Annotated in this window: 22 protein-coding genes; 11 read left to right on the top strand and 11 right to left on the bottom strand. The window is 71.3% G+C overall.

Going from position 1 to position 24,648, the window contains the following annotated elements:
* The first annotated feature begins 21 nt into the window (after nt 1-21).
* Nucleotides 22-1,137 (top strand): RNA polymerase sigma factor, encoded by a 1,116-nt coding sequence (locus ABD831_RS05230; protein ID WP_344942543.1) that lies wholly within the window; start codon nt 22-24, stop codon nt 1,135-1,137.
* A gap of 42 nt (nt 1,138-1,179) precedes the next feature.
* On the opposite strand, the gene ABD831_RS05225 is transcribed toward ABD831_RS05230, so the two are convergent.
* Nucleotides 1,180-3,906 carry a CHAT domain-containing protein gene (locus ABD831_RS05225; RefSeq protein ID WP_344942540.1) on the bottom strand — a complete coding sequence of 909 codons (2,727 nt, stop codon included), beginning with the start codon at nt 3,904-3,906 and terminating at the stop codon, nt 1,180-1,182.
* Nucleotides 3,907-3,938: 32 nt separating this feature from the next.
* Here ABD831_RS05225 and ABD831_RS05220 point away from each other — a divergent pair, with 32 nt between their 5' ends.
* Nucleotides 3,939-5,246, top strand: a complete 1,308-nt coding sequence (locus ABD831_RS05220; protein ID WP_344942537.1) for a S8 family peptidase — start codon at nt 3,939-3,941, stop codon at nt 5,244-5,246.
* Between the two features lie 86 nt (nt 5,247-5,332).
* On the opposite strand, the gene ABD831_RS05215 is transcribed toward ABD831_RS05220, so the two are convergent.
* Complete coding sequence (locus ABD831_RS05215) at nt 5,333-5,971, bottom strand: peroxiredoxin (RefSeq protein ID WP_344942534.1); 639 nt, start codon at nt 5,969-5,971, stop codon at nt 5,333-5,335.
* A 170-nt stretch (nt 5,972-6,141) separates the two neighbouring features.
* Here ABD831_RS05215 and ABD831_RS05210 point away from each other — a divergent pair, with 170 nt between their 5' ends.
* From ABD831_RS05210 to ABD831_RS05200, 3 genes are all read left to right on the top strand, one after another.
* Complete coding sequence (locus tag ABD831_RS05210) at nt 6,142-6,840, top strand: DedA family protein (RefSeq protein WP_344942531.1); 699 nt, start codon at nt 6,142-6,144, stop codon at nt 6,838-6,840.
* A 166-nt stretch (nt 6,841-7,006) separates the two neighbouring features.
* Nucleotides 7,007-7,795: a hypothetical protein gene (locus ABD831_RS05205; protein ID WP_344942528.1), complete on the top strand. Its 789-nt coding sequence runs from the start codon at nt 7,007-7,009 to the stop codon at nt 7,793-7,795.
* A 124-nt stretch (nt 7,796-7,919) separates the two neighbouring features.
* Nucleotides 7,920-8,678: a DUF4190 domain-containing protein gene (locus ABD831_RS05200; protein ID WP_344942525.1), complete on the top strand. Its 759-nt coding sequence runs from the start codon at nt 7,920-7,922 to the stop codon at nt 8,676-8,678.
* A gap of 147 nt (nt 8,679-8,825) precedes the next feature.
* On the opposite strand, the gene ABD831_RS05195 is transcribed toward ABD831_RS05200, so the two are convergent.
* The 4 genes from ABD831_RS05195 to ABD831_RS05180 form a co-directional block, all read right to left on the bottom strand.
* Nucleotides 8,826-9,917 (bottom strand): inositol-3-phosphate synthase, encoded by a 1,092-nt coding sequence (locus ABD831_RS05195; protein ID WP_344942522.1) that lies wholly within the window; start codon nt 9,915-9,917, stop codon nt 8,826-8,828.
* Between the two features lie 3 nt (nt 9,918-9,920).
* The gene (locus ABD831_RS05190; RefSeq protein WP_344942519.1) at nt 9,921-10,565 is read right to left on the bottom strand and encodes a PadR family transcriptional regulator; all 645 of its coding nucleotides are present in this window, start codon (nt 10,563-10,565) and stop codon (nt 9,921-9,923) included.
* Between the two features lie 84 nt (nt 10,566-10,649).
* The gene (locus ABD831_RS05185) at nt 10,650-11,726 is read right to left on the bottom strand and encodes a hypothetical protein (protein ID WP_344942516.1); all 1,077 of its coding nucleotides are present in this window, start codon (nt 11,724-11,726) and stop codon (nt 10,650-10,652) included.
* Nucleotides 11,723-12,307: a SigE family RNA polymerase sigma factor gene (locus ABD831_RS05180; protein ID WP_344942513.1), complete on the bottom strand. Its 585-nt coding sequence runs from the start codon at nt 12,305-12,307 to the stop codon at nt 11,723-11,725. The genes ABD831_RS05185 and ABD831_RS05180 overlap by 4 nt, the downstream gene beginning before the upstream one ends.
* Nucleotides 12,308-12,498: 191 nt before the next feature.
* On the opposite strand from ABD831_RS05180, the gene ABD831_RS05175 reads away from it, so the two are divergent.
* The 6 genes from ABD831_RS05175 (at nt 12,499) to rplI (ending at nt 18,197) form a co-directional block, all read left to right on the top strand.
* A complete protein-coding gene (locus ABD831_RS05175) occupies nt 12,499-14,739 on the top strand; it encodes a transglycosylase domain-containing protein (RefSeq protein WP_344942510.1) in 2,241 nt (746 codons plus the stop codon).
* 38 nt (nt 14,740-14,777) lie between these two features.
* Complete coding sequence (locus ABD831_RS05170; RefSeq protein ID WP_344942507.1) at nt 14,778-16,121, top strand: hypothetical protein; 1,344 nt, start codon at nt 14,778-14,780, stop codon at nt 16,119-16,121.
* Between the two features lie 240 nt (nt 16,122-16,361).
* Nucleotides 16,362-16,649, top strand: coding sequence for a 30S ribosomal protein S6 (rpsF, locus tag ABD831_RS05165; protein ID WP_344942504.1), 288 nt, complete (start codon nt 16,362-16,364; stop codon nt 16,647-16,649).
* A gap of 60 nt (nt 16,650-16,709) precedes the next feature.
* Nucleotides 16,710-17,351, top strand: coding sequence for a single-stranded DNA-binding protein (locus ABD831_RS05160; protein ID WP_344942501.1), 642 nt, complete (start codon nt 16,710-16,712; stop codon nt 17,349-17,351).
* Nucleotides 17,352-17,483: 132 nt separating this feature from the next.
* On the top strand, nt 17,484-17,720 hold the full coding sequence (gene rpsR / locus ABD831_RS05155; protein ID WP_013494395.1) for a 30S ribosomal protein S18: 237 nt from the start codon (nt 17,484-17,486) through the stop codon (nt 17,718-17,720).
* Between the two features lie 30 nt (nt 17,721-17,750).
* Nucleotides 17,751-18,197, top strand: a complete 447-nt coding sequence (gene rplI / locus ABD831_RS05150) for a 50S ribosomal protein L9 (RefSeq protein ID WP_142175486.1) — start codon at nt 17,751-17,753, stop codon at nt 18,195-18,197.
* A gap of 147 nt (nt 18,198-18,344) precedes the next feature.
* Here rplI and ABD831_RS05145 read toward each other — a convergent pair whose 3' ends face one another.
* The 5 genes from ABD831_RS05145 to ABD831_RS05125 form a co-directional block, all read right to left on the bottom strand.
* Nucleotides 18,345-19,964 (bottom strand): S53 family peptidase, encoded by a 1,620-nt coding sequence (locus tag ABD831_RS05145; RefSeq protein ID WP_344942497.1) that lies wholly within the window; start codon nt 19,962-19,964, stop codon nt 18,345-18,347.
* A 210-nt stretch (nt 19,965-20,174) separates the two neighbouring features.
* Nucleotides 20,175-21,206, bottom strand: coding sequence for a LacI family DNA-binding transcriptional regulator (locus tag ABD831_RS05140; protein ID WP_344942494.1), 1,032 nt, complete (start codon nt 21,204-21,206; stop codon nt 20,175-20,177).
* Complete coding sequence (locus ABD831_RS05135) at nt 21,203-22,726, bottom strand: GH1 family beta-glucosidase (RefSeq protein WP_344942492.1); 1,524 nt, start codon at nt 22,724-22,726, stop codon at nt 21,203-21,205. Before ABD831_RS05135 ends, ABD831_RS05140 begins: the two co-directional genes overlap by 4 nt.
* Nucleotides 22,723-23,604, bottom strand: a complete 882-nt coding sequence (locus tag ABD831_RS05130; RefSeq protein ID WP_344942489.1) for a carbohydrate ABC transporter permease — start codon at nt 23,602-23,604, stop codon at nt 22,723-22,725. Before ABD831_RS05130 ends, ABD831_RS05135 begins: the two co-directional genes overlap by 4 nt.
* Nucleotides 23,601-24,596: an ABC transporter permease subunit gene (locus ABD831_RS05125; protein WP_142175496.1), complete on the bottom strand. Its 996-nt coding sequence runs from the start codon at nt 24,594-24,596 to the stop codon at nt 23,601-23,603. Before ABD831_RS05125 ends, ABD831_RS05130 begins: the two co-directional genes overlap by 4 nt.
* Nucleotides 24,597-24,648: the final 52 nt, after the last annotated feature.

Genomic DNA, 24,648 nt, shown 5'->3' with positions numbered 1-24,648 from the left:
GCGCCGCAGAAGGGATGGCACATGGGCGAGCCAGGAGAGCTCACCATGCTGCTGCGGGCAGCCGCAGACGGCGACGCCGCCGCCTGGAACCGGATCGTCGAGCGCTTCGCCACCCTGCTCTGGTCGGTGGCCCGGGCGCATCGCCTCGACACGGACGACGCCGCCGACGTCGTGCAGAACACGTGGCTCAGGCTGCTCGACCACCTGGACCGGATCCGAGAGCCCGAGGCCCTGGCCGGCTGGCTGCAGACCACGGCCCGCTACGAGTCCCTCTCGATGCTGCGCCGGCGTGGACGTGAGCGGGTCGTGCGCGACGACGACCTGGCCGAGCAGGTGGTCGATCCCGAGACGGTCGAACTGGACACCGCCCTGCTCGACGACGAGCGCGACGCCAGCCTGTGGCAGTGCTTCAACCGGCTCTCGGAGTCGTGCCAGCGGCTGCTGCGGGTCCTCATGGCCGTCGACCGGCCGAGCTACTCGGCGGTCTCTGCGTCACTCGGCATGCCCGTCGGCTCGATCGGCCCGAACCGGATGCGCTGCCTCGAACGGCTCCGCCGCCTGCTCGCCGGGTCCGACTACGACTTCCGAACGGGGGGGTGCACCATGAGCGGGACTGACCGCCCCGGCGACCCCGAGCCCGGTGGGCCGAGCACGGACGCGCTGCCCCCGGAGGACGCCGCCCTGCTCGCGCGGCTGCGTCGGGTGGTCGAGGTCGTCGATCCCCTCCCCGGCGACCTGCTCGAGAGTGGCCGGGCGTTGTTCCGCCTCCACCGACCCGGTGTCGACCTCATGACGATGCTGACCGCGCCCGGGGCCGAGGGTGGCAGCGAAGCGGGTCTGGCGGCCGTGCGCGGCTCGGCGACCAGTCATCTGCACTTCTTCGAGCTCGACTCGGTCACCCTCGACGTGGAGGTGACGGTGCGCGCCGGCTTCGCCGAGGTGGTCGGCGTCGTCACCGACAGGGAGGGTGCCGTGGTCTCGGTGACGCTCGAGACGCCGTCGGCGACGTTCACGAGCGAGCCTGACGGCGACGGCCGCTTCGAGGTGTCGCGGGTGCCCGTCGCGCTCATGCGCCTGACACTGGGGCGTGGCGAGGACCGGACCGTCGCGACCCCGTGGTTCGAGACCTCGTCCTGAGGTGCCTCCCGTCGGGCGGCCTGCCCGCGGCCGACGGACCGGTCAGGCGCCCCAGGCGTTGAAGGCCGCCGCTGTCGCGGCCACGACGGGGTCGCCGGTCGCGGCCCGTCGCGCGGCGAGCAGCCCCTCCGCCAGGGAGCCGCCACCGGCGGCGGTCGCGTGGAGGTGCGTCATGACCTCCTTCGTCGCGGCGTCGTTGACCGGGTCCACGCTCGCGACGGCCGACCGGGTGCCGAGGCGGAGCAGGCTCGAGACCAGGCCCAGGGCCTCGTCGGCACCGATCGGGTGCACCCCGCCGGAGTCGCACGCGGACAGGACCACCGCCCGGGGGGCCGTGGACAGGCGGTCGAGGTCGTGGACCATGAGCGGGCCGTCGGCGAGCATCAGCGTCGAGAAGAGCGGCGCGTCGGCGCGGAAGGTGCCGTGTGCCGCGATGTGCGCGAGGCTCGCGCCGTCCAGGGCCGACAGCACGCGCTCGACCGTCGCGTCGGCGCCGCCCAGGACGACCGCGTCGGGATGGAGACGTCGCAGCTCGGCGGCCTCGCGCTGCTCGGTGCTGAGGCCCGGACCCGTGACGAGGGCGACGTGGCCGGTGGCGCCCGCTGCTGCGCGGTCGGCACCCTCGGCCGTCGTCGGGATGTGGGCCCGCCGCCACAGGCTCGTCGAGGGTGACAGCGTCACCGCGGAGTCGGCGAGGACCGGGAGCAGTCCGAACGGGACCGTCAGCAGGCTCGCCGCCGGCACGACGAGCACCGACGGTCGTGACCAGTCCGGGTCCAGCGCCTCCTCCGGACCGAGCAGAGCGGCCTGGAGGTGCTCGCCGGCCCGGGTCAGGTCGACGTCGCGCCCGTAGGCGGCCCTGCGCAGCGTGAAGCGGGCGTGGGCCACCTCGCGCAGGATGGTCCCGATGTCGCCGAGCGTGCGCAGACGGATCCCGCCGTCGGCCACCGTCACAGCGTGCAACCGCCCCTCCACGAGCGACAGGGCGACGAGGACAGTGTCGCCGAGCTCGGTGACGAGGGCATCGAGATCAGGGGCGGGACTGGCCGGGCCGGTGCTCCGCAACCTCCGGTACCGCGCCCGGACGGCTCCCTCGAGCCGATGGCGTTCGCGTTCGAGGTGGCGGTCGTGGCCGGCATCGTCGAGGCGGCGGGTGACATCGCGCAGGGCCGCCAGGTCCCGGTCGAGGGCGGGGTCGTCGGGGGTGGGTGCCGCGGCGCCGGCGAGGGAGGTGGCTCGCCAGCGTTCGGTCCACCAGAGCAGGCCGCGGGCGTCGTGGCTGCTGACCGCGTCCGAGGCGGCGAGCGTGACGAGCTCGAGGCCGTAGCCGGTGGCGAGGGCTCGCAGCTCGAGGTCCCCGATGAGGGACCGGTGCTCGTCGACGGCGTCGAGGCCGCGACGGCAGGCGTGGCGCATCCGGCGCCGGTCACCCTGCCGCTGCGCGAGCAGCGCCTCCGCGAGCCAGCCGGCGGCTCGGGGCAGGGGTGCGCCCCGCGACCGGCGGGACGCGGCCTCGGACAGAGCCTGTCGGCTGGTCCGGTGGTGCCCGGTCCTCGCCGCGACCTGCGCGAGGAGGATGAGCGCCTCGGGCAGCGACGGGTCGGACAGCCGGCGCAGCCGGGCCACGAGACGAGCGGCCTGCGTGTGGATGGCGTCGAGGTCGTCGGCCCGGGCCGGCGACTCGACCTCGTGGCCCACGGTCGGCACGGGCACGTCGCTGGACGACGTCGGGCTCTGCGACGTGCCGCGCTCGGCGGCGAAGGCTGCCTCGAGGGCGAGCAGTGCCGACCGCGCGGCCCACCGCCGGCGTCGGTGTGCCGCGAAGAGGTGCTCGGCCTCGCGCGCCCGCTCCGCGGCGAGCGTCCACTCCTCCCGCAGCAGCGCGGCTCGCGCCGAGGACAGGAGCAGGTCGGCGCGCCACACCGGCGCGAGGTCGGACCGGGCGAGCACGTCGTCGATGAGGGCCTGCGCCTCGTCGGCCAGCCGCGCGGCGAGGAGGGCCTCGGCGTGGTCGACCCGCTGCTCGACCGGGTCCACGCCGGCGTCGCGGTATCGCTCCTCGGCCTGGTCCATGAGGGCGAGGGCCTCGACGACGTCGCCACGCTGAAGGGCCACGATGGCGCGGTTGCGGGCCGACAGGGTCGCCTCGACGAGCGCTCCCATCGACAGGTGCACGCGCTCCGCCGCGGCGTAGTCGGCGGCTGACCGTTCGGCATCGCCCATGGCCCGGCGTACGTCCCCCCTCGTGCCGAGCGCCCTTCCCTCCCAGAGCCGGTCGCCGGCTCGCCGGCTCAGCGTGATGGCACGGGACAGGTCGCCGACGGCGTCGTCGTAACGGCCGAGTAGCCAGTAGGTGCAGCCGCGCAGGTGCAGCACGCGATGGCGGGCGTCGCCGTGAGTGAGGGCGAGGGCGCGGTTGAGCTCGGCGAGGCCCCGGGTGGTGGCGCCGGTGAAGGCGAGGGTCGTGCCCAGCGTGGCGCGCACCTCGGCCTCACGGTCGGGGCCGGCACGTCGGGCCGGGCGGACGGCGAGTCGGGCATGGGTCAGTGCCTCGGCCGTGCGACCCCGGTCGCGCTCGACGATGGCGATGGCGTGGTGGGCCAGCGAGCGGGCGCGGTCGTCGGGGCCGTCCGCAAGCAGGCGGTGAGCCGTTGTCAGGGCGAGAGCAGGCTGGGATATTGCGAGAGCGAGGAGGTCGTCGACACCGTGCGGGGGCGGGGGTGTATCTGCGGTCGGCACCGTCTCGTCTGCTGGTCGGAAGGCGCTCATCGCACCCCTCTTCACCCGAGCGAAGGAACCTCATGAACACACCTGAGGACGATGGTAGGACCTCGAACCCGGTCCCCGCCGAGGCCGAGCCGGACGAGGCCCCGGGCGTGCGCTGGTGGGATCCGTGGGACCAGGAGGTGGCGTCCTCCCGGGCTGCGCGGCAGGCCGAGCTGATCCGGGACGCCTTCGACAGGGCGGGCGTGGCCGTCGACATCGTCAACGGCGAGGACGGGCAGCCCGCTTTCATGCACCGCCGTGGCGTCCTGCTCGCCCGGTCCGAGCACGCCCCTCGGGTGCGCCGGGAGCTGGACCTCGACCCCGATGACCGGGTGCCGCCCTCGAGGCCGCTGCCGGCGGGGCTGGAGGAGGTCCGCGTCCCCGACCACTGGGACGTGCACCGGACCCTCGAGGTCGTCGACCGGCGCGTCGGGTTCGGCGCTGCGAGCCCCGACCACGTGCTCCACGTCAGCCCCGTCACGTGGTGCATGGCGATGGAGCCGGTGCCTCGGCTCGCGGACCAGCTCACCGTCGTGTCGACGGACGAGGCGGCCAGCGGCCGCGGGGCGCTCGTCGTCGTCGTCGACACGGGCGCCCTCGACGACGTCATCGCCGACCACGACCTGTTGCAGGGTGTCACCGGTGAGCCGGAACCGCCCCGTTCGCTCGTGGGGCACTACTCGGGTCACGGGACCTTCGTGGCCGGGGTGGTGCGGCGGTTCGCGCCGTCGGCTGACGTGCGCATCGAGTCGGTGCTCTCCATCGGAGGGGCCGCGCTCGAGAGCGATGTCGTGTGGGGACTCGTGCGCGCTCTCGACCAGGCGCCCGACGTCATCAACCTGTCCGCCGGGACGCGGACACGAGGCGACCGGCCGCTGCTGTCGTTCGAGCTGTTCCATGCGCTGTATGCCCGGCAGCTGGCCGGCACGGCATTCGTCGCCGCAGCCGGCAACGACGGCGACCGGGGACCGTTCTGGCCCGCGGCGTTCCCGTGGGTGACGGCCGTCGGTGCGCTCGACGAGGACGGGTCGCGGGCCGGCTACTCCAACTACGGCAGCTGGGTCGACGTCTACACGCAGGGCACGAACGTCGTCAGTGCCTTCCCGAAGGGCCCCTACACCTACGAGGAGCCCCCGCGAGTGGGTGAGACGGCGGAGTTCACCGACGGGGTGGCAGCCTGGAGCGGCACCTCCTTCGCGGCACCGACCGTCGCGGGGCTCGCGGCCGGCCGGGCCACCACGACCGGCGAGAGCGCCGTCGAGGCCCTTCGCCGTCTCGTCGCGGAGGCCGTGGGCCACGACCTCGACGCGCTGAACCCGCTGCGCCGCAACCGCAATCCCTGACCGGGTCACGCCTCCCCTGCAGGCGTGACTCAGGCCACCGACTCAGGCCACCATCGACTCACGCTGTCGGGGTCAGACCGTCGGGGTCAGACCGTGGCGGTCGTGTACCGCAGGTACGGCTTGACCTCCTCGACGGCGTCGTCACCGAAGCGCTCGCGGGCATCGGCGGTGGAGACCGTGGGGGCGACGATGACCTTCTGGCCCTCGCGCCAGTCCGCCGGCGTCGAGAACGGACCCCGGTCGGTGAGCTGCAGGGCGTCGACGGCGCGCAGGATCTCGTCGAAGTTGCGCCCGACGCTCTTGGGGTAGGTCAGCGACAGGCGGACCTTGTTCGCCGGGTCGATGACGAAGACCGAGCGGACGCCGGACGTGTCGCCCTCTCCGGGGTGGATCATGTCGTAGAGCTCGGAGACCTGGCGGGAGTCGTCGGCGATGATCGGGTAGCCGACCGTGGCGCCGCTGACCTCCTCGATGTCGGTCTTCCACTCCTCGTGCTGCTCGATCGGGTCGACCGACACGGCGAGCACCTTGACGTCGCGCCGGGCCCACTCGTCCTCGAGGGCGGCCACGCGGCCGAGCTCGGTCGTGCAGACGGGCGTGAAGTCCGCCGGGTGGCTGAAGAGGACGGCCCAGCTGGCGTCCTTCCAGTCGTGGAAGCGGATCGGGCCCTCGGTGGTCGTGGCCTCGAAGTCGGGGGCGATCTCGCCCAGTCGCGGTGTTGCCATTGGCTCGTCCTCTCGCGGTCGGGCGCACGGCGCGCCCCGGTCTGCGACTCATTGTTGCCACAAGACCATGCATCGCGTTATGGGTGTCCAAATGTTGTGACGCGCACTCAGCCGACGTCCAGACTGCCGACGAAGACTGGGCAGCACCGTCGCCGTCCCGAGGAGCCGCCGTGAGCGCCCTGCTCGACACCATCACCGCCCAGGTCCTGCATGCACCGGTCTGGCTCGTGCTCCTCGTCGTCGGCGCCGTCGTCTTCGTGGAGGACGCGCTCTTCGTCGGTTTCATCGTGCCCGGGGAGACCGTCGCCATCCTGGGTGGGGTCGCGGCATCGCTGGGGCACGTGCCCGTCGCTGCAGTCCTCGTCGTGGTCGTGGTGGCCGCCATCGTGGGGGACACCGTCGGCTTCGAGGTCGGGCGCCACCTCGGCGGCCGGGTCGTGCGGCTGCGAGCCTTCGACCGACACCGGCAGCGCATCGACCAGGCGCAGGACTTCCTCGGCCGGCGCGGCGGCTCCGCGGTCTTCCTCGGCCGCTGGACCGCGTTCCTGCGCGCCGTCATGCCGGCGCTCGCCGGGATGTCGAAGATGCACTACCCGACCTTCCTCGTCTGGAACGCCGCGGGCGGCATCGCGTGGGGGAGCGTCGTGGTCACCGCCGGCTATCTCGCCGGCCAGTCCTATGCCCGGGTCGAGACGTGGCTCGGTCGGGGCGCAGCAGTCGTCGTCGGGCTCGTCGTCGTGGCGGCACTCGTCGTCTGGCAGGTGCGCCGACACCGCGCAGCCGGGGAAGACGGCGCTGACGCGGGCGCCGAGAGTCCCGAGGGTCGCCCCGGGCACGACGCCTCGTCGCGTATGCCGTCGGCCGGCTGACGCGCGCCGGCGCCGTGTCGCCGAGCTGGAGTCCGGTGGAGTCGCCGTCGGTGGCCTGGCCGGTTCACCCACTTTGTCCGATTCGGTCACGGGCCGGGAGATCACCTGTCATGCTCACGCGCGGGGTGGCTGAGCCCCCCATGCCTCGACCCAGCAGGAGCCGAACGTGACCGCCCCCCAGTCCTTCTACGGCATCGTCGCAAGCCGCCCGGAGCCGACCGTGCTGGACGACGACCGCGGGATCATCTTCTGGGTGCAGACCGACCATGAGCCGCACGCGGACGCCGCCCAGGTGTTCCTGTCCGTCACCCGCGCCGACCAGGTCGACGGCGTCGACCTGGGGATCGGCTCGGAGCTGACCATCGAGGGAGCGCCGATCGGCAACGGCGTCACGTCCGCGACGGCGCTGCGGCCTGCGGCGCACCGCCCGCAGCCCAGGGGGCGGGTGCTCGGGACGGTCGAGGTCCACGTCCCCGACCTCGCGCGGTTGGACCCGGGCCGCGAGCGGCGCCACCGGCTGACGTTGTGGGGCGGGTTGGCGCTGATGCTCGTGCTGGGTGTCGTCGGCATGGTGAAGAGCACCACCATCGGAAACATCGGGTTCTGGGTCTTCCTCGCCCTGTGCGCGTGGCTGGTCTGGGACGACCTGCGCACCCGGAGGATCGACGACCGCGAGTACACCGCCCTGGCCGACGACGTCGTCTCGGCCGTGCGGTCCCGACTGAACCTCGACGTGCCGCCGCAGGCGGCCTTCGACATGCTCGGTGGCGGCCTCGAGCGCACCGGCCACCCGTGGCGACCGATGCGGCCGCGCAGGCCAGGGCCGGCGGTCTGGGTGAGCGACGTGGTCGGGGCCCGGCTCGGGGTCGACGTCGTGCCACAGCCCCTCCAGCCTGATGCGCCCGCCACCATCACCGTCGTCGCAGTGGACGAGGACCCGCTGCCCGGCGAGTAGTCGGAGTCCGGTCACCTCTCGTCGGCGGGCGCCGTCCGCGCGCAAGGCGGCGGTCCATCACGATTGCGTCGCGGACGTCTCTTTGGCTCCCGGGAGGAAAGGACCGGCTGTCATGCTCCACGGCGTGACCACCGAACTCCCCTCTCCGAGCGGCCCGCCGCTGGAGCTGCCCGCGCCGCCGGCTCCTGCCGAGCCGAGCAGTGCCGTGCCACCGGGGCCGCTCGCGCCCCTCCCGCTCATGCCCCCGCCAGCTCTCACCGGCCCCGGGCAGCCCGGGCGCCTCGACGGTCTCGCGATCGCCGCCCTCTGCTGTGGGCTCGCCGCCTTCGTTCCGCTCGTGGGGGTGCTCGCCGTCGTGTTCGGGGTCGTGGCCTTGGGCCGGCTGCGGAGCGGTCACCAGCGCGGTCGTGGCCTCGCGATCGCCGGCATCGTCCTCGGCGCCCTGGGCACGCTCGCCTGGGCCGCCGTGATCGCGTTCGCCGTCGTCGCCGGCGAGCCCGAGACGCAGGCCACCCCGTCCGCGGCGGCGACAGGCCGGTCGCAGGTCTTCGTCGACAAGCTCAAGGCCGGCGACTGCTTCTCCGGTGGCCGCAAGGACCAGATCGACCTCGTCACCGCGATCCCCTGCTCGTCACCGCACGAGAGCCAGGTGGTCGCCGTCATCGAGCTGTCCGACGGCCCCTACCCGGGCGAGGCCAAGGTCACGGCCGAGTCCGAGAAGGGCTGCACCGACAAGGCCGACCCGTTGCTGACCGACAGCGCCTACAGCGACCTGGAACCGTCCTACATCTACCCCGACGCGGACACGTGGCGCGGGGACCGGTCCGTCCTCTGCCTCGTCGAGGCCCCGTCGGGCACGACGACGGGCTCCGCCCTCGAGTAACCCTGCCGCGGGCGGACGCCGGCATGCGTGAGGCCCCCTTCCGGCTGGAAGGGGGCCTCACGGCATACTCCGGATCGGTGGGTGGGGGACGCTCGCGAGCTCGCGCTCGCCACCCTGCCCCGGCTCCGGAGCAGCTGGGCGCTGGGGTCAGCGCTCCTCGGTGCCCGCGATGAAGGCCTCGAGCTTGGCGCGACCGAGGTCGTCGGGACGCTGCTCCGGCGGGGACTTCATCAGGTAGGACGAGGCGGACAGCAGGGCGCCGCCGATGCCACGGTCCTTGGCGATCTTCGCCGCACGGATGGCGTCGATGATGATGCCGGCCGAGTTGGGGGAGTCCCAGACCTCGAGCTTGTACTCGAGGTTCAGCGGCACGTCACCGAAGGCGCGACCCTCGAGGCGCACGTAGGCCCACTTGCGGTCGTCGAGCCACGCGACGTAGTCGGACGGGCCGATGTGGACGTTCTTGCTGTCGACGAGACCCGAGAGCGAACCGGTGAGGTTGCTCGTCACGGCCTGGGTCTTGGAGACCTTCTTGGACTCGAGGCGCTCGCGCTCGAGCATGTTCTTGAAGTCCATGTTGCCGCCGACGTTGAGCTGGTACGTCCGGTCGAGCGCGACACCGCGGTCCTCGAAGAGCTTGGCCATGACGCGGTGCGTGATCGTCGCGCCGACCTGGCTCTTGATGTCGTCACCGATGATCGGGACGCCGGCGGCCTCGAACTTCGCGGCCCACTCGGGGTCAGAGGCGATGAAGACCGGCAGGGCGTTGACGAAGGCGACCTTCGCGTCGATGGCGCACTGGGCGTAGAACTTGTCGGCCTGCTCGGAGCCCACCGGGAGGTAGGAGACGAGGACGTCGACCTTGCGGTCCTGGAGCACCTGCACGACGTCGACCGGCTCGGCGCCCGACTCGTCGATCGTCAGCTTGTAGTACTTGCCGAGGCCGTCGAGCGTGTGGCCGCGCTGGACCTCGACACCCGTGGTGGGGACGTCGGCGATCTTGATGGTGTTGTTCTCCGAGGCGTTGATGGCCTCGGACAGGTCCTTGCCGACCTTCTTGTCGTCGACGTCGAACGCGGCGACGAACTCGACGTCAGAGACGTGGTACTCGCCGAACTTGACGTGCATGAGGCCGGGGACGCCGGTGGTGGCGTCAGCGTCCTTGTAGTACTCGACGCCCTGCACGAGCGAGCTCGCGCAGTTGCCGACGCCGACGATGGCGACGCGTACGGATCCCATGGATCACTCCTTGTTGTTGGTGGTCGTGCTCTGGGGGGTGGAGATGTCTGTGGTGTGGTCGTCGTATGCCGCGGGGCCCGGGTCGAGGGCTGCGCGGCGTTCGGCGACGATGAGCTCCTCGAGCCAGCGGACCTCGCGCTCGGCGCGCTCCTCACCGTGCTGCTGGAGGGCGAGGGTGTAGCTGTCCATGCGCTCGCGGCGGGCCTGGGAGGCGTCGCGGATGTTGGCCAGGCGCTCTTCGAGGCGGGAGCGCCGGCCCTCGAGGATGCGCAGGCGGACCTGCGCCTCGGTGCGCGAGAAGAAGGCGAAGCGGACGTCGAAGTCCTCGTCGTCCCAGGCGTCCGGGCCGCTGGCCGCGACGAGGTCCTGGAAGTGCTCCTTGCCGTCGGCGGTCAGCTCGTAGGTGATGCGGGGCCGCTTGCTGCTGCCGGTCGCCGCCTCGGTGGTCTCGTGGATCCAGCCGGAGTCGACGAGGTGGCGCAACGCCGGGTAGAGCGAGCCGTAGGACAGCGCACGGAAGATGCCGAGCGCGGTGGTGAGGCGCTTGCGCAGCTCGTAGCCGTGCAACGGTCCGTCATGGAGCAGGCCGAGGACCGCGAACTCGAGCAGCGCGGCGCGGCGGCTCTGGGGTCGTTCGGACTTCGGCACGCCTCCACCGTACACCTAGATATATCGCTGCGATACATCACGCCGACGCATCGCGCTGCGCAGTGCCGACCCGGGGCGTCGGCGTCAGGGCTGCAGGGCGTAGACCGCCACGAGCCGGACCCCCGACGCCGGGACCGCGCCGTCGTGCCTCAGGGTCACGGTGCTCTCCGTCCGCGCCGGCTGCTCGGCCGTCGTCAGGCCTCCCGAGACGTCGGTGCTCGTCGCGGCCAGGCCGTCGAGGTGCTCCGTGCCCCCGGACCCGCTGTCGGTGCCGGCGTACCCGTAGGTGACGAGGAACGGCCGACCGCCGGGTGTCGGGACCACGAGCTCGTCACGCGTCGTCGCGTCCGCGATCGAGACGCGGCCCTCCAGCCGGTAGCGATGGCCCTGGTGCTCGAGGACGTCGGGGAGGTCCGCCACGGGCTTGCCGGACAGGTCCTTGACCGTCGTCCTGGCGCCGAGCTCGTAGACGGCGCCGGTCAGCTGCGCGCCGTCGACAGAGGCCGGCTTGCCGGTCTTCGCGTCGACGAGCTGGATGCGGACGCGGGCGGCCTGCCCCACGGTCAGCTCCGTCCACCCCTGTCCCGGCTCGCCCGGGATGCCGCCGCCGGGCAGGTCGCGCTCGGTCGGTCGGTTCCCGGAGCACTGGCTGCCGAAGAAGCCCTTGGTGCCCTCCAGGCCCACGGAGACCATGTACTTCCCGGCCTCGTCGTGGGTCAGGCCGGGCAGGTAGCACTCCGCACCGAAGGACACGTGGGTCGTCGTCGGCGTCCAGACGAGCGTGAACTGGCCCTGGCCCCGGTCGCCGATGAAGCCTGCGGCGAGGGTGTCGTCAGCGACGTGGCTGCGATAGCGCAGGCCGTCCTTGACGATGTCGCCGGGGCCGTCGGGGACGGAACGGAACGGCATGCCGTCGGCGCCGATCATCGGGGCCGCGCTGGACGGCGTGCCGGCCGGAACGGTGGGGGCCGGGCGGCCGAGGCTCGTGACGACGCCGACCGCGAGCGCGGCGACCGCGAGGCTCGCGCCGGCACCGACGGCCACGGCTCGGCGGCGCTTCGTCCGGGCCACCTTCGCGGCGACGCCGGGCCGCAGGTCGGTGGCCGTGCCGAGGTCGTCGGCGTGGGTGGTCAGCTCGTCACGCAGGTCGGTGAGGTTCATCGGACTCGCTCCTCGTCTGAGGTCTGCAGGCTGGGGTCGACGCGGAGCTTGGCCAGTGCCCGGCTCGCCTGGCTCTTCACGGTGCCCACCGAGCACTGCATGATGTCGGCGGTCTCGGCCTCGGAGAGGTCCTCGTAGAAGCGCAGCACGACGACGGCGCGCTGACGTCTGGGGAGTCGCGCCAGCGCCCGCCACAGGTCCGTGCGGTCGTCGACGCGCACGTCCTCACCTGGCCGGAAACCCTGGCCCGCACCCCGTTCCGGGAGGTCGGCGGTCGCCTCCTCGCCGTTCCACCGGCGCCGCCACCAGCTCGAGTACGTGTTGACCATGATGCGGCGCACGTACGCCTCGGGCCGGCCCTCGATGCGGCCCCAGGAGAACCATGCCTTGGCGAGCGAGGTCTGCACGAGGTCCTCGGCCAGGGCCCGGTCGTGGGTGAGCAGGTATGCCGTCCGCAACAGTCGGGTCGAACGCGTCGCCACGAAGTCGTCGAAGGACTCGCGGTCCACGGCTCGTCCCCCTGTCGTCGGCACGGCGAGGGGGCGGCTCGCCCCGGCGTCGGTGCCCGTCACTGTCGTCACACCCGGCAGGACCGGCCGGCCCCGGAGAAAGGTTGCACGACACCCCCGGGTATGTGAAGGGAAGTCTGTGGGGCGCTTGTGCCGGTCGTGTGAAGCGGGTCCTTCATTTCGTCGTCACGGCGCCGGTCGGGTCATACTGAGTCGCGGCTCGGGACGGTTCTCTCGGGCCTGATCACTGAATGGAGCAGGTTGTGACGCAGAGCAGGCGCGACATCCGCGCTGCCCAGCTGGCGGCCGAAAAGGCCTCGGCCCAGCGCGCAGGTAACGGCAACGGCAACGGCCGGTCCGCGCGGGGAGCGAGCTTCGACGACGGTGACGGCGAAGGCCGCACCGGCTGGAAGAAGTGGGCCGTCGGCACGCTCAAGTGGGGCTCGATCGCGGCGGCGGTCCTGCTGGTGCTCGGCGTCGTCGGCGTCGTCATCGCCTACAACCAGACCTCCATCCCGCAGCCCAACCAGCTCGCGAACAAGCAGGTCTCGATCGTCTACTACAGCGACGGCAAGACCGAGCTCGACCGCATCGCCGTCCAGGACGGCAACCGCGAGTCCGTGGCGCTCTCGAAGGTGCCGAAGTTCGTCCAGGACGCGCACATCGCCGCCGAGGACCGCACGTTCTACCAGAACAACGGCATCTCGGTCGGTGGCATCCTGCGCGCCGTCAAGACGAGCGTCACCGGTGAGGCCCAGGTGGGCGGCTCGACCATCACCCAGCAGTACGTCAAGAACTACTTCCTCACGCAGGACCGGACGATCTCCCGCAAGGCCAAGGAGATCCTCATCGCCATCAAGATCGACGGCCAGCTCTCCAAGTCCGAGATCCTCGAGAAGTACCTCAACACGATCTACTACGGCCGCGGCGCCTACGGCATCCAGAGCGCGTCCAAGGCCTACTTCGGCAAGGACGTCTCCAAGCTCACCGTCGGTGAGGGTGCGGTGCTCGCCTCCGTCATCAACGCCCCCTCGCTCTACGACCCCGCCAACGGCGAGAACGCCAAGGCCAACCTGACCAAGCGCTACGCGTACGTCCTCGACGGCATGGTGTCGGAGGGCTGGCTGAGCGCGGCCGACCGGGCCAAGTTCTCCGAGCTGCCCAAGATCCAGCCCTACAAGGGCAACAAGTTCTCGTCGGGTCCCAACGGCTACATCACCGCCCAGGTCAAGCGCGAGCTGCTCGGCACGGGTCTGACGGAGCAGGACATCGACACCGGCGGCCTGCGGATCGTCACGACGATCGACAAGAAGGCCCAGACCGCTGCGGTCGCGGCGATGAAGGACAACCTGCCCAAGAAGGTCACCGGCGGGCTCGTCGCCATCAAGCCCGGGGACGGCGCCGTGGTGGCGATGTACGGCGGTCCCGACTACTCGAAGGACCAGTACAACACCTCGACGCAGGCGATCATGCAGGGCGGGTCCAACTTCAAGCCGTTCGGTGTCCTCGCAGCGGTTCGCGACGGTGTCTCGACGAAGACGAAGTTCGACGGTGACAGCCCGCAGACCATCGCCGGGACGAAGATCAACAACTTCAACGACACGTCCTACGGCAAGGTCGACATGCGCCGGATGATCGGGCGCTCCATCAACACCGCGTTCGTCAACCTCAACGACCAGATCACGCCCGCGCTGACGCGGCAGGCCGCGATCGACGCCGGCATCCCGGAGAAGACCGCCGGGCTCGGGACGGACCTGACCAACATCCTCGGCACGGCCTCGCCCCACGTCATCGACATGGCGTCGGCCTACTCGACCATCGCGTCGCAGGGCATCCGGTCCAAGCCGTACCTCGTCAAGAAGATCACCTCGTCGACGGGCGACTTCACCTACGACGCCAAGCCGCAGACGAGGCGCGCGTTCGACAAGGACGTCACGGCCGACACCACCGACGCCATGACCTACACGATCAAGCCGGGTGGCACCGCGACGAAGATCGGTCGCACGCTGAACCGCCCCGTCGCCGGCAAGACCGGCACGTCGGAGGAGAACCGGTCGAAGTGGTTCTCCGGCTTCATCCCGCAGCTCGCGGTCTCCGTCGGGATGTACAAGCCGACGGCCGACGGCAAGAGCAGCCAGCAGCTGAGCCCGGCCGAGTCGGAGCTCTACGACGGTTCGACGATCCCGGCGAACATCTGGCTCGACTTCATGAAGGTCGTCACGGACAACATGGAGGTCCAGGAGTTCCCCGCCCGTGCAGGCGTGGGCGACGACAAGATCCCGACACCGACGACGACGTTCACGCCGCCGCCGACCACGACCCAGGCCCCGTCGACGACGCAGGCGCCCACGACGACGACGCAGGCGCCGACCACGACGCGCCAGCCGACGAAGACGAACGGCACGGGCAAGCCCCAGCCCTCGACGACGACGGCGCAGCCGACGATCACGATCCCCCTGCCCGGGCCGTCGCCGACGTCGACCAAACCCGGCAACGGCCCATGACGCGGGCCCGGGAGCTGGGGTGACGGGGTGAGCGCTCGGTGACCGAGAAGGTCGACGACCCCGTCGTGCGGGCGGCCTCCGAGGTCATCGGAGGCCCCCGCGGGCGGTATGCCGCGGCCCGTGAGCTCCCGTGGGTGCTCACGGCCGCGCTGCTGTCCGCGCTGACGGCCGTCACCGCGGGTCTCGCGATCCTGCTGCGCGCACCCTGCCTGCGCACCGGCTTCTCGGGCGACACCCAGTTCTGGAGCGCCTGCTACGCCGACCTGCCCACGGCGTACCGCGACGCGAACCTCAAGGCCGGCGTCGCGGCCTACCTCCAGGGCAGCGCGGGCGCGCCCGTCACGGGCCAGCCGCCCCTGACCGGACTGGTGCTCACCGCGGTCGCGAGCCTCGGGCCCGACGTCGGGTCGCTCAAGACGCGAGCCGCCTGGTACTTCGCGCTGTGGTCGGTGCTGCTGACCCTGCTGCTGCTCGCCATCGTGTGGCTCGTGGCGTCGTCGGCGGCCCGACCCTTCTCGGCCGCGCACGTCGCGCTGTCGCCCGTCGTGGTGCTCGCAGGCTTCATCTCCGCCGACCTGCTCGGGGTGGCGCTCGCCAGCGCGGGCATGTGGGCGTGGTCGCGGCGCAACCCGACGCTCGCCGGCGTGCTGCTCGGGCTGGCGATCGGGGCCCGGTCGTATCCCGTGCTGATCCTCGTGGCCATCGCGCTGCTGTGCGTGCGCTCGGGACGGCTGCGCGAGATGGGTCGGGTCGTCGGCTACGCGCTGCTGACGTTCGGGGCGCTGCTCTCGGGTCTCTGGCTGCTCAACCGGGAGGCCGCTCTGTCGCCCTACCAGGGCTGGGCGTCCGCCGCCGCGGGCTACGGCTCCCCGTGGCTGCTGCCGCAGCTCGCCGGCCATCCGCTGCCCGAGGGCGCCGTGACGGCCCTCGCGGTCGTCGGCTGGCTCGTCGCGCTGCTCGCCGGGGCGGTGCTCGCGCTGACGTCGGCGCGGCGTCCGACGATCGCCGAGGTGTCGCTCGTCATGGTGGGTCTCGTCCTCGTCACCGGAAAGTCCTTCACGGTCCAGAGCTCCGTGTGGCTGCTGCCGCTCGTCGCATGGTGCGCGCTCCAGTGGCGCGACCACCTCATCTGGGCCGGGGCGGAGGCGCTCAACTTCGTCGCCGTGTGGCTGACGATCGCCGCGACGACCGTGCCCGACCGGGGCCTGCCGGCGCCCTGGTACGCCTTCTTCTCGATGCTGCGCGTCGTGGCCGTGCTGTGGCTCGTGGCCGTCGTGTGGCTGCGCGCCCGCGAGCGGTGGGGCCGGGGGACGGTCGAGGCCGACGACCTGGCCGGCCCGATGAGCGGGGCCGAGGACCGGCTGATCGTCCGCTTCTCCTGAGAGCGGCGGCGCGGCGGGGTCCTGCTGATTCGGCGTATGCCGTCCGGCCCGGTAGTCTTGCCCAGTTCGCCGTGTGCCCGGTGGCCTGTGGATCGACCCGACTCGATGTCGGTGCGGTCTGAGAGGCTGAACCCGGCTGGAAGATCAGGCCGGGCCCCGTGCCCGCGGTGGGACGAATGCAACCCTCCTGTCACGAGAGAGACTCGTGACCGCCGAGACCAGAGGAGGTGGGTTAGAAGCATGCGTCAGTACGAACTCATGGTCATCCTCGACCCGGAGACCGAAGAGCGCACCGTCGACAAGACGATGGACAAGTTCCTCACCGTCGTGAAGAGCGATGGCGGCACCGTCGACAACGTCGACATCTGGGGCCGTCGCCGCCTCGCCTACGACATCAAGAAGAAGTCCGAGGGCATCTACGTCGTCGTCACCATGACGGCGGAGCCGGCCACGGCCCAGGAGCTCGATCGTCAGCTGAACCTCAGCGAGTCGATCATGCGCACCAAGCTGCTGCGCCCCGGCGCCTGATTCAGCGACAGTCACTGAACCCGCTCGATCACCCGACGAAGGACTGAACGGAGCCCACGCATGGCAGGCGACACCGTCATCACGATCATCGGCAACCTGACCGCCGACCCCGAGCTGCGTTTCACGCCGTCCGGTGCTGCGGTCGCGAACTTCACCGTGGCCTCGACGCCGCGGCAGTTCGACCGCCAGAGCAATGAGTGGAAGGACGGCGAGACGCTGTTCATGCGCTGCTCGGTGTGGCGCGACGCGGCGGAGAACGTCGCCGAGTCGTGCCAGCGGGGCATGCGCGTGATCGTGTCCGGCCGTCTGAAGTCTCGGTCCTACGAGACGAAGGAAGGCGAGAAGCGCACCGTCGTGGAGATGGACGTCGACGAGATCGGCCCGTCCCTGCGCAGTGCCACCGCAAAGGTCAACAAGACCCAGCGCGGCGGTGCTGGCGGTGCTGGCGGTGGCGGCTTCGGCGGCGGCCAGGGTGGCCAGGGCGGCGGCTGGAGCGGTGGCTCCGGTGGCGGCCAGGCCGAGGACCCGTGGGCGACCGGTGGTTCCGCCGGCGGCCAGGCGGCTCCGGCCGGTGCCGGCGGTGCCGGCGGTGGCTGGAACAACCAGCCCTCCGGCGGCGGTCAGCCTTCCGGCGGACAGTCGGGCGGCCAGCAGGGCGGTGGTTGGGGCGCAGCCCCCAGCTACGACGAGCCCCCCTTCTGATCGAGCCCTCGAGCTCGCTCGAGCAGGTCAGCACCGTCGTCCGGTGAACTGAGCCGGACGGCATACCCAAGAAGTTCATTTCCATCCCGGGGCACGAACCCCCGGGCTCTCATCAAGAAGGAGAGCACCACGATGGCAAAGCCCGTTGTGCGCAAGCCCAAGAAGAAGGCCAACCCGCTGAAGGCGGCGAAGGTCGAGAACATCGACTACAAGGACACTGCGCTCCTGCGCAAGTTCATCTCCGACCGCGGCAAGATCCGCGCGCGTCGCGTGACCGGTGTGTCCGTCCAGGAGCAGCGCCTCATCGCCACGGCCGTCAAGAACGCCCGTGAGATGGCCCTGCTTCCCTACTCGAGCTCGGCTCGCTGAGCCCGGCCGCTCGAGAACCAGGAGAACACCATGAAGCTCATTCTCACGCACGAGGTCACCGGCCTCGGCACGGCCGGTGACGTCGTCGAGGTCAAGGACGGCTACGGTCGCAACTTCCTGATGCCGCGTGGTCTCGCGACCCCGTGGACCAAGGGTGGCCAGAAGCAGGTCGACGCCCTGACCAAGGGTCGCGAGGTCCGCGAGATCAAGGACCTCGACCAGGCCAAGGGCATCAAGGGCCAGCTCGAGGCCACCTCGGTCAAGGTCCCGGCCAAGTCCGGCCAGTCCGGTCGCCTCTTCGGTGCCGTCAGCAACGGCGACATCGCCGCGGCCGTCAAGGCTGCCGGTGGCCCGGAGCTCGACAAGCGCAAGATCGAGGTGAAGCAGGCCATCAAGACGCTCGGCTCCTACGAGGCGACCGTCCGTCTGCACCCCGAGGTCGCGGCGACCCTCACGTTCGAGGTCGTCCCCGCCTGAGCGCAGCTCACCAGCTCCAGCAGCACGGTCGAGGGGCCGGGTCCGCATCACGCGGACCCGGCCCCTCGTCGTGCCCCCCACCCCCTCGTCCACCGGGTCGACCAGGTCCGAGCAGGCCGAGCAGGCCGAGCAGGCCGAGCCGTCCCGTCAGGTCAGTCGGTTGATCAGGTTGCCCACGTGCGGAGTGCCGAGGCCGGTGACGCGGTCGTAGCCGGCAGAGGACTGGTAGGCACCGTTGCTGCCCGAGGTGATGTCCCGGAAGCAGTTGGTCCCGGCCAGCGGGTAGAGCAGCGGCGCGAGGTAGCCGTGGGCCGGCTTGCCGGCCGTGACCCGGGCCTCGTTGAGCAGCGCGCAGATGCCGGCCCAGACCGGGGCGCTCCAGCTGGTCCCTCCGATCTGGTTGTCGTGGCCGTGCAGGATCACGAGGGCGCCGGTGTTGGGGTCGGCCGCCGCGCTGACATCGGGAACGAGACGCTTGTCGCCGGCCGGGACGCCGGGTCCGGTCTGCCAGGACGGGCGTGCGAAGAGCGCACTCACACCGCCTCCGCTGCCGGTCCAGGCGGTCTCGCTCGTGACGGCGCCCGTGGAGCTCAGGTCGAGCGACGTGCCGCCGACTCCGATGACGACCGGGTCGGAGGCTTCGTACTCGACCTGCAACGGACCGCTCGAACCGTGGCCCGACCCGTCGGGGTTCGACCCGGCGTCGCCGCTCGAGACGAAGACGTTGACTCCGGACGCCGCCAGCTTGAGGAACTTCTGGTGCTGGGCCGCGACCTCCCCGCCGGGGCCGCCGAGGAAGGTCTCGCCGAGCCCCAGGCTGATGGAGAGCTGGCGCAGGCCGGGAAACCGCGGCAGGTCGGAGACGATCCGGTCGAGCGCCTGGTCGAGGTCGACGAAGCGCAGCGACCCTGCGGCATACACCCTGATCTGCGCGCCCGGCGCGATGCCGCTCGACCATTGGACGTCGAGGGTCTCCTCGCCCTCGGCGGGCGGGAGCGTGGTGCCGCCGACGTTGATCTTCTTCACTCGTTTCGGGCTGGCGGACGGACCGGTCAGCCCGTTCCGAGCCCAGAACGCCTTGAGGTCCTTGGTCGCAGGCACCGTGTCGATGAGGATCGCGATCACCTGGCCGTCGCCCGTCACCGAGAGGCCGCGGGCCCCGTATGCCGCGCGCAGGTCCTCGACGAGGTAGGGCGGCGTCCCCGTCGCAGCGGCCGCGGCTGCCGCCGTCAGGGCGCGCGCCCCGGAGATGCCCGTGGGCCCGACGTACTTGCGGAAGTGCTTGTTCAGCTGCCGGAAGGGCTGCAGGCCGAGAATGGCCCGCACACCCTCACCGATGTCGGCGGGCAGGCTCGGTGCGGTGCGGGCCGCGGAGTAGGTCACCCCGTCCTTGGTGACCTTGGCCATGTCGACCTCGAGCTGCTTCGAGATGTTGGAGACGGTGGAGGTGGCATAGACGGAGGTGCCGTCCGCGGACGCCTTGGCCACCGAGAAGCCGTGGGACTCCAGCCAGCTCGTGAGCTTGGAGCGAACGGCGTCCGGTGCGGTCGCCGCCGCGATCTCCTCGGGGGTCGCGACCTCCCCCGCGGCCACCTTGGCCTCGAGAGCCGCGGTCGACTCGGGGTCGAGTGACAGCGTGAACAGCACGTCCAGCGTGTCGTCGAGCTCGCGCTGGGTGGCGGTCTGGACGATCGCCCCGTTGGGCGCCGGCCCGTCGGACTCGGGCAGGGGAACGACACTGTCGGAGAAGATCTTGCGGGCAGCCATGCCCTCACCGCCTTGGACGTGGCCATGGCGGGCCCGAACGGTCGTCACGCGGCGCCAGGGCCCGGTCATGGAACCTGTTGGATGGACCTGCTTCGATCCGGCGACGTCATCAACTGTGGCACCGATCGGAGGCGCCGACCCGCGGAACCGCGCAAATCGACACCATGCGAATCGACCCGCGTGCCAGTGGTCGACGGCGATCGGCTGGTGTCAGGTGGAGTCGCGGATGATGAGGTGGGTGTCGAGGGTCGTCACACGTGGCGGGGACTCGCCGGCCAGCAGGCGCAGCAGGGTGTCGGCCATGACGACACCCATCTCCTGGGCCGGCTGGGCGACGGTGGTCAGGCCGACCTTGCCGCGCGTGGCGTACTTGCTGTTGTCGAATCCGACGATCGCGACGTCCTCGGGGACGCGCAGGCCGCGCTCCTCGAGGGCGAGCAGTGCGCCGCTCGCCATGAGGTCGCTCGCGACGAAGATGGCGTCGACGTCCGGGTAGGTGTCGACGAGCGTCAAGGCGGCCCGGATGCCACCCGCCTCGGTGAAGTCGCCGCGGGCGACGCGCTCGTCGGAGAGCCCGGCTGCCCGCAGCGCGTCGCGCCACCCCTGCTCGCGGTCGACGGAGGCCGGCATGTCCTCCGGCCCGGTGATCGTCGCGATGGCGGTGCGGCCCCGGTCGATGAGGTGCTGGGTGCCGGTGACGGCGCCGAGCCGGTTGTCGACGTCGATGTAGTAGTCGCTGTCCTTGGCCTCCTCGCCGATCGGCCGGCCGCCGAAGACGACCGGCAGTGACCGGCTGAGCGAGGTGAGGAAGTGGTCACCGGAGTGGTGCGACACGACGATGGCCCCGTCGACGTTGCCGCCGAGCAGGTAGCGCCGGGTCTTCTCCGACGGCGAGCTCGGGTGGGTCAGCTGGAGGTTGAGCACGTAGTCGCTGTCGTCGAGCCGGTCGCTGATGCCCTGGACGACGTCCGCGAAGTAGGGGTCGCCGAAGAAGCGGTGCGCGTCCTCGGGGACGACGAGCGCGATCGACATCGTGGCGCGGGCCACGAGCGACCGGGCGGCCCGGTTGGGCACGTAGTTGAGCTCTGCGATCGCCTTCTCGACGATCGCGAGCACGTCCGCGCTGACCCGGGGCGAGCCGTTGATGACGCGCGAGACCGTGGCCCGGGACACGCCGGCCACCCGGGCGACCTCCTCGAGGGTCGGTCGCCCGACGGGGGTGGCCAGCGTCCCGTCGCTCATGTCGTGGATTCTCCTGCAGGGTCGTCGCCGTCGCCGCTCGCGTCCAGACCGGCCCACGGGGCGGGCAGCCGGCGCGTCGCGATGATCCGGGCGTAGTCGAGCGCGCTGGCCTTGGGGGTGCGCACCTGGGTGTCGTAGTCGACTCGGACGATACCGAAGCGCTTGGCGTAGCCCCACGCCCATTCGAAGTTGTCGAGCAGCGACCAGTAGAAGTAGCCGCGCACCGGCACCCCTGCGTCGACGGCGTCGAGGACCGCTCCGAGGTGTGCGCGGACGTATGCCGTCCGGCCGCGGTCGTCGACGAAGCCGTCCTCGTCGGGCGCGTCGTCGAAGGCGGCGCCGTTCTCCGTGACGTGCAGGGCGACACCGGCCGGCCCGGCATACTCGCGCTGGAGCCGGACGAGCAGGCGGGTCAGGCCGTCGGGCTGGATCTCCCAGTCCATCGCCGTGACCGGCAGCCCCCGGGGGTGGCGGTGGGCGTCGTCGGCGGCGGGGAAGGGGGAGCGGGTGACCCGGCCGCCGTTGACGCTGTCGGCCAGGGACGCCGTCGGGGGCTCGTGCCCGATGGCCTCGCCGTTGTAGTAGTTGACCCCGAGGACGTCGATGGGCGCGGAGATGACCTCGAGGTCGCCGTCCATGATGTGGTCCGTCAGTCCCAGGTGGCGGACGTCCTCGAGCAGGTCGGCGGGGTAGGCGCCCCGGAAGATGGGGTCGAGGAAGATCCGGTTCATCTGCGCGTCGATGCGCCGGGCGGCGTCGACGTCGCGTGGGTCGGACGGGTCGAGCGGGTCGGCCACGGTGAAGTTGAGCGTCAGGCCGAGCTCGAGCCCGGCGTCGCGGGCGCGCAGCTCCTGCACGACCCGACCGTGCGCGAGCATCAGGTGGTGTGCGGCCACCAGCCCGTCGGCGGGTGACGTGCGGCCCGGCGCGTGCATGCCGGCGGTGTAGCCGAGGAAGGCCGCGCAGAACGGTTCGTTGAGCGTCGTCCACGTGCGCACCCGGTCGCCGAGCCGGTCGTGCACGGCCAGGGAGTAGTCGACGAACCGGTCGACCGTCTCGCGCGAGGTCCACCCGCCCCGGTCCTCGAGGGCCTGCGGCAGGTCCCAGTGGTAGAGCGTCAGCCACGGCGCGATGCCGGACTCGAGGAGCGAGTCGACGAGCCGCTCGTAGAAGTCGAGGCCCTTGGCGTTGACGGGTCCGCCGCCGGGACACACCCGCGCCCACGACGTCGAGAAGCGGTAGGACTGCATCCCGAGCGACTTCATGAGGGCCACGTCGGCGGCATACCGGTGGTAGTGCTCGCAGGCGACGTCGCCGGTGTCGCCGTCGACGACGGCGCCCGGCGTGTGCGAGAACGTGTCCCAGATCGAGTCGGTGCGGCCGTCCTCGTGACGGGCGCCCTCGATCTGGAACGCCGCCGTGGCGACACCGAGGACGAAGTCCTGCGGCACCGGGCGGCTCTGCGCCACCACGAGATCGGGGACGGTGAGGGGCTGGGGGCTACGCGTCTGCGCGGTCATCCCTTGACTGCTCCTTGCATGATGCCGGAGACGAGCTGCTTCCCGGCGAAGACGAACAGGACGATGAGGGGCAGTGCCATGAGCACGACCCCGTTGAGCACGAGCGAGTAGTCGACGAAGTAGGCCGCCTGCAGCTGCTGCAGGGCGACGGGGAGCGTCGGGTTGCCCGGGTCGAGGATGATGAACGGCCAGAAGAAGTTGGTCCACGTCGCGATGAAGGTGAAGAGGCCGAGCATCGCCGCGCCGGGACGTGCCGCGGGGAGGGCGACCGACCAGAACGTGCGCAGCGTCGAGGCGCCGTCGACGCGCGAGGCCTCGATGAGCTCGTCGGGCAGGGCCTCCTGGAGGTACTGCGTCATCCAGAAGACGCCGAAGGCGCTGACCGCACTGGGCAGGATGACGGCCCAGAGGCTACCGATCCAGCCGAGCTTGCTCATGACGATGAAGAGCGGCACGATCCCGAGCTGCGTCGGCACGGCCATCGTCGCGATGACGAAGACGAGCAGCCCGCTGCGACCGCGGAAGCGCAGCTTGGCGAAGGCGAAGCCGGCCATCGCCGAGAAGAGGACGACGAGCACCGCCACCGTGGAGCTGACGAGGATGCTGTTGCCGAGGGCCTTCCAGAACGGGATCGTCGTGATGACGGTGCTCGCGTTCTGGAGGAAGTGGCCGCCCGGGATGAACGAGTACGGGTCCTGCACGATCGCGGCGGAGTCCTTGCTGCCGATGACGTAGGACCACCAGAGCGGGAACGCCGAGCCGACGAGGACGATCGCCAGGAAGACGTATGCCGTCGGGCTGGCCTGGGTGCGGCGCACGAGGCGCGTGCCGCGGCGGGGCTTGACCGCGGGTGCGGGGGTCAGGGTCGGGGCGGTCATCGCGGTCCCTTCGAGGCGATCCGGCGGGTGACGAGGAAGTTGACGACCGCGAAGACGACGACGATGAGGAAGAGCATCCACGCGACGGCGGCGGCGCGGCCGAAGTTCTTCTGCGTCCAGCCGAGCTGGTAGAGGTAGAGGGTCAGCGTCTGCCACTGGCGGTCGGCGCCGCCGAGGCCGTACTGGTCGTACATCCGCGGCTCGTCGAAGATCTGCAGGCCGCCGATCGTCGAGGTGATGACGACGAAGATGATGGTCGCGCGCAGCTGCGGGACGGTGATCGAGAAGAAGGTGCGGACGCGTCCGGCGCCGTCGATCATCGCGGCCTCGTAGTAGTCGCGGGGGATTGCCTGCATGGCGGCGAGGAAGATCAGGGCGTTGTAGCCGGTCCACCGGAAGTTGACCATCGTCGCGATGGCGACGTGGCTCGGCAGGACCTCCTTGTGCCACTGGACCGGGTCGACGCCGACGAGGCCAAGCAGGTGGTTGACGAGCCCGAACTTGTCGCCGAAGAGGTCGCTGAAGATCAGGGCGACGGCGACCGGGGCCACGACGTAGGGCAGCAGCACGCCCATCCGCCAGAACGTCCGGGCCCGCAGGCCGCTGTCGAGGGCCGCGGCGATGAGCAGGGCGGCGATGACCTGGGGGACGCTCGAGAGCAGGAAGATGCTGACGGTGTTCTTCAGCGCGTTCCAGAAGTAGGGCTGCGCCAGCACGTCCGTGTAGTTCTTGAGCCCGACGAAGCTGCCCTGGCCGCCGATCAGGCTCCACTTGTGGAGCGAGACCCAGGCCGTGTAGAGCAGCGGGAAGAGCCCGACGACGCCGAAGAGGATGAAGAACGGCGAGATGTACGCGTAGGGCGCGCCCTTCTCGTCGAGCTTCGTCAGGCGCCTGCGCCACCCGGAACGGGGCTGGAGGGGGGAGCGCTGCACGAACGCCGGGGCGCCGGGCGGGTCCGGCTGCGTCGTGCGGCTGGGGGACTGAACGGTCATGGCGGTTCCGATGGTCGGGCGGACGGCCCGGTGCCCGGGTGAACGGTGAGGG

Origin of the sequence: Terrabacter ginsenosidimutans, assembly GCF_039539425.1 — a bacterium.
Classification (GTDB): Bacteria; Actinomycetota; Actinomycetes; order Actinomycetales; family Dermatophilaceae; genus Terrabacter; species Terrabacter ginsenosidimutans.
The sequence above is the reverse complement of the archived record's forward strand: the minus strand, read 5'-3'. Positions and strand labels throughout refer to the sequence as shown.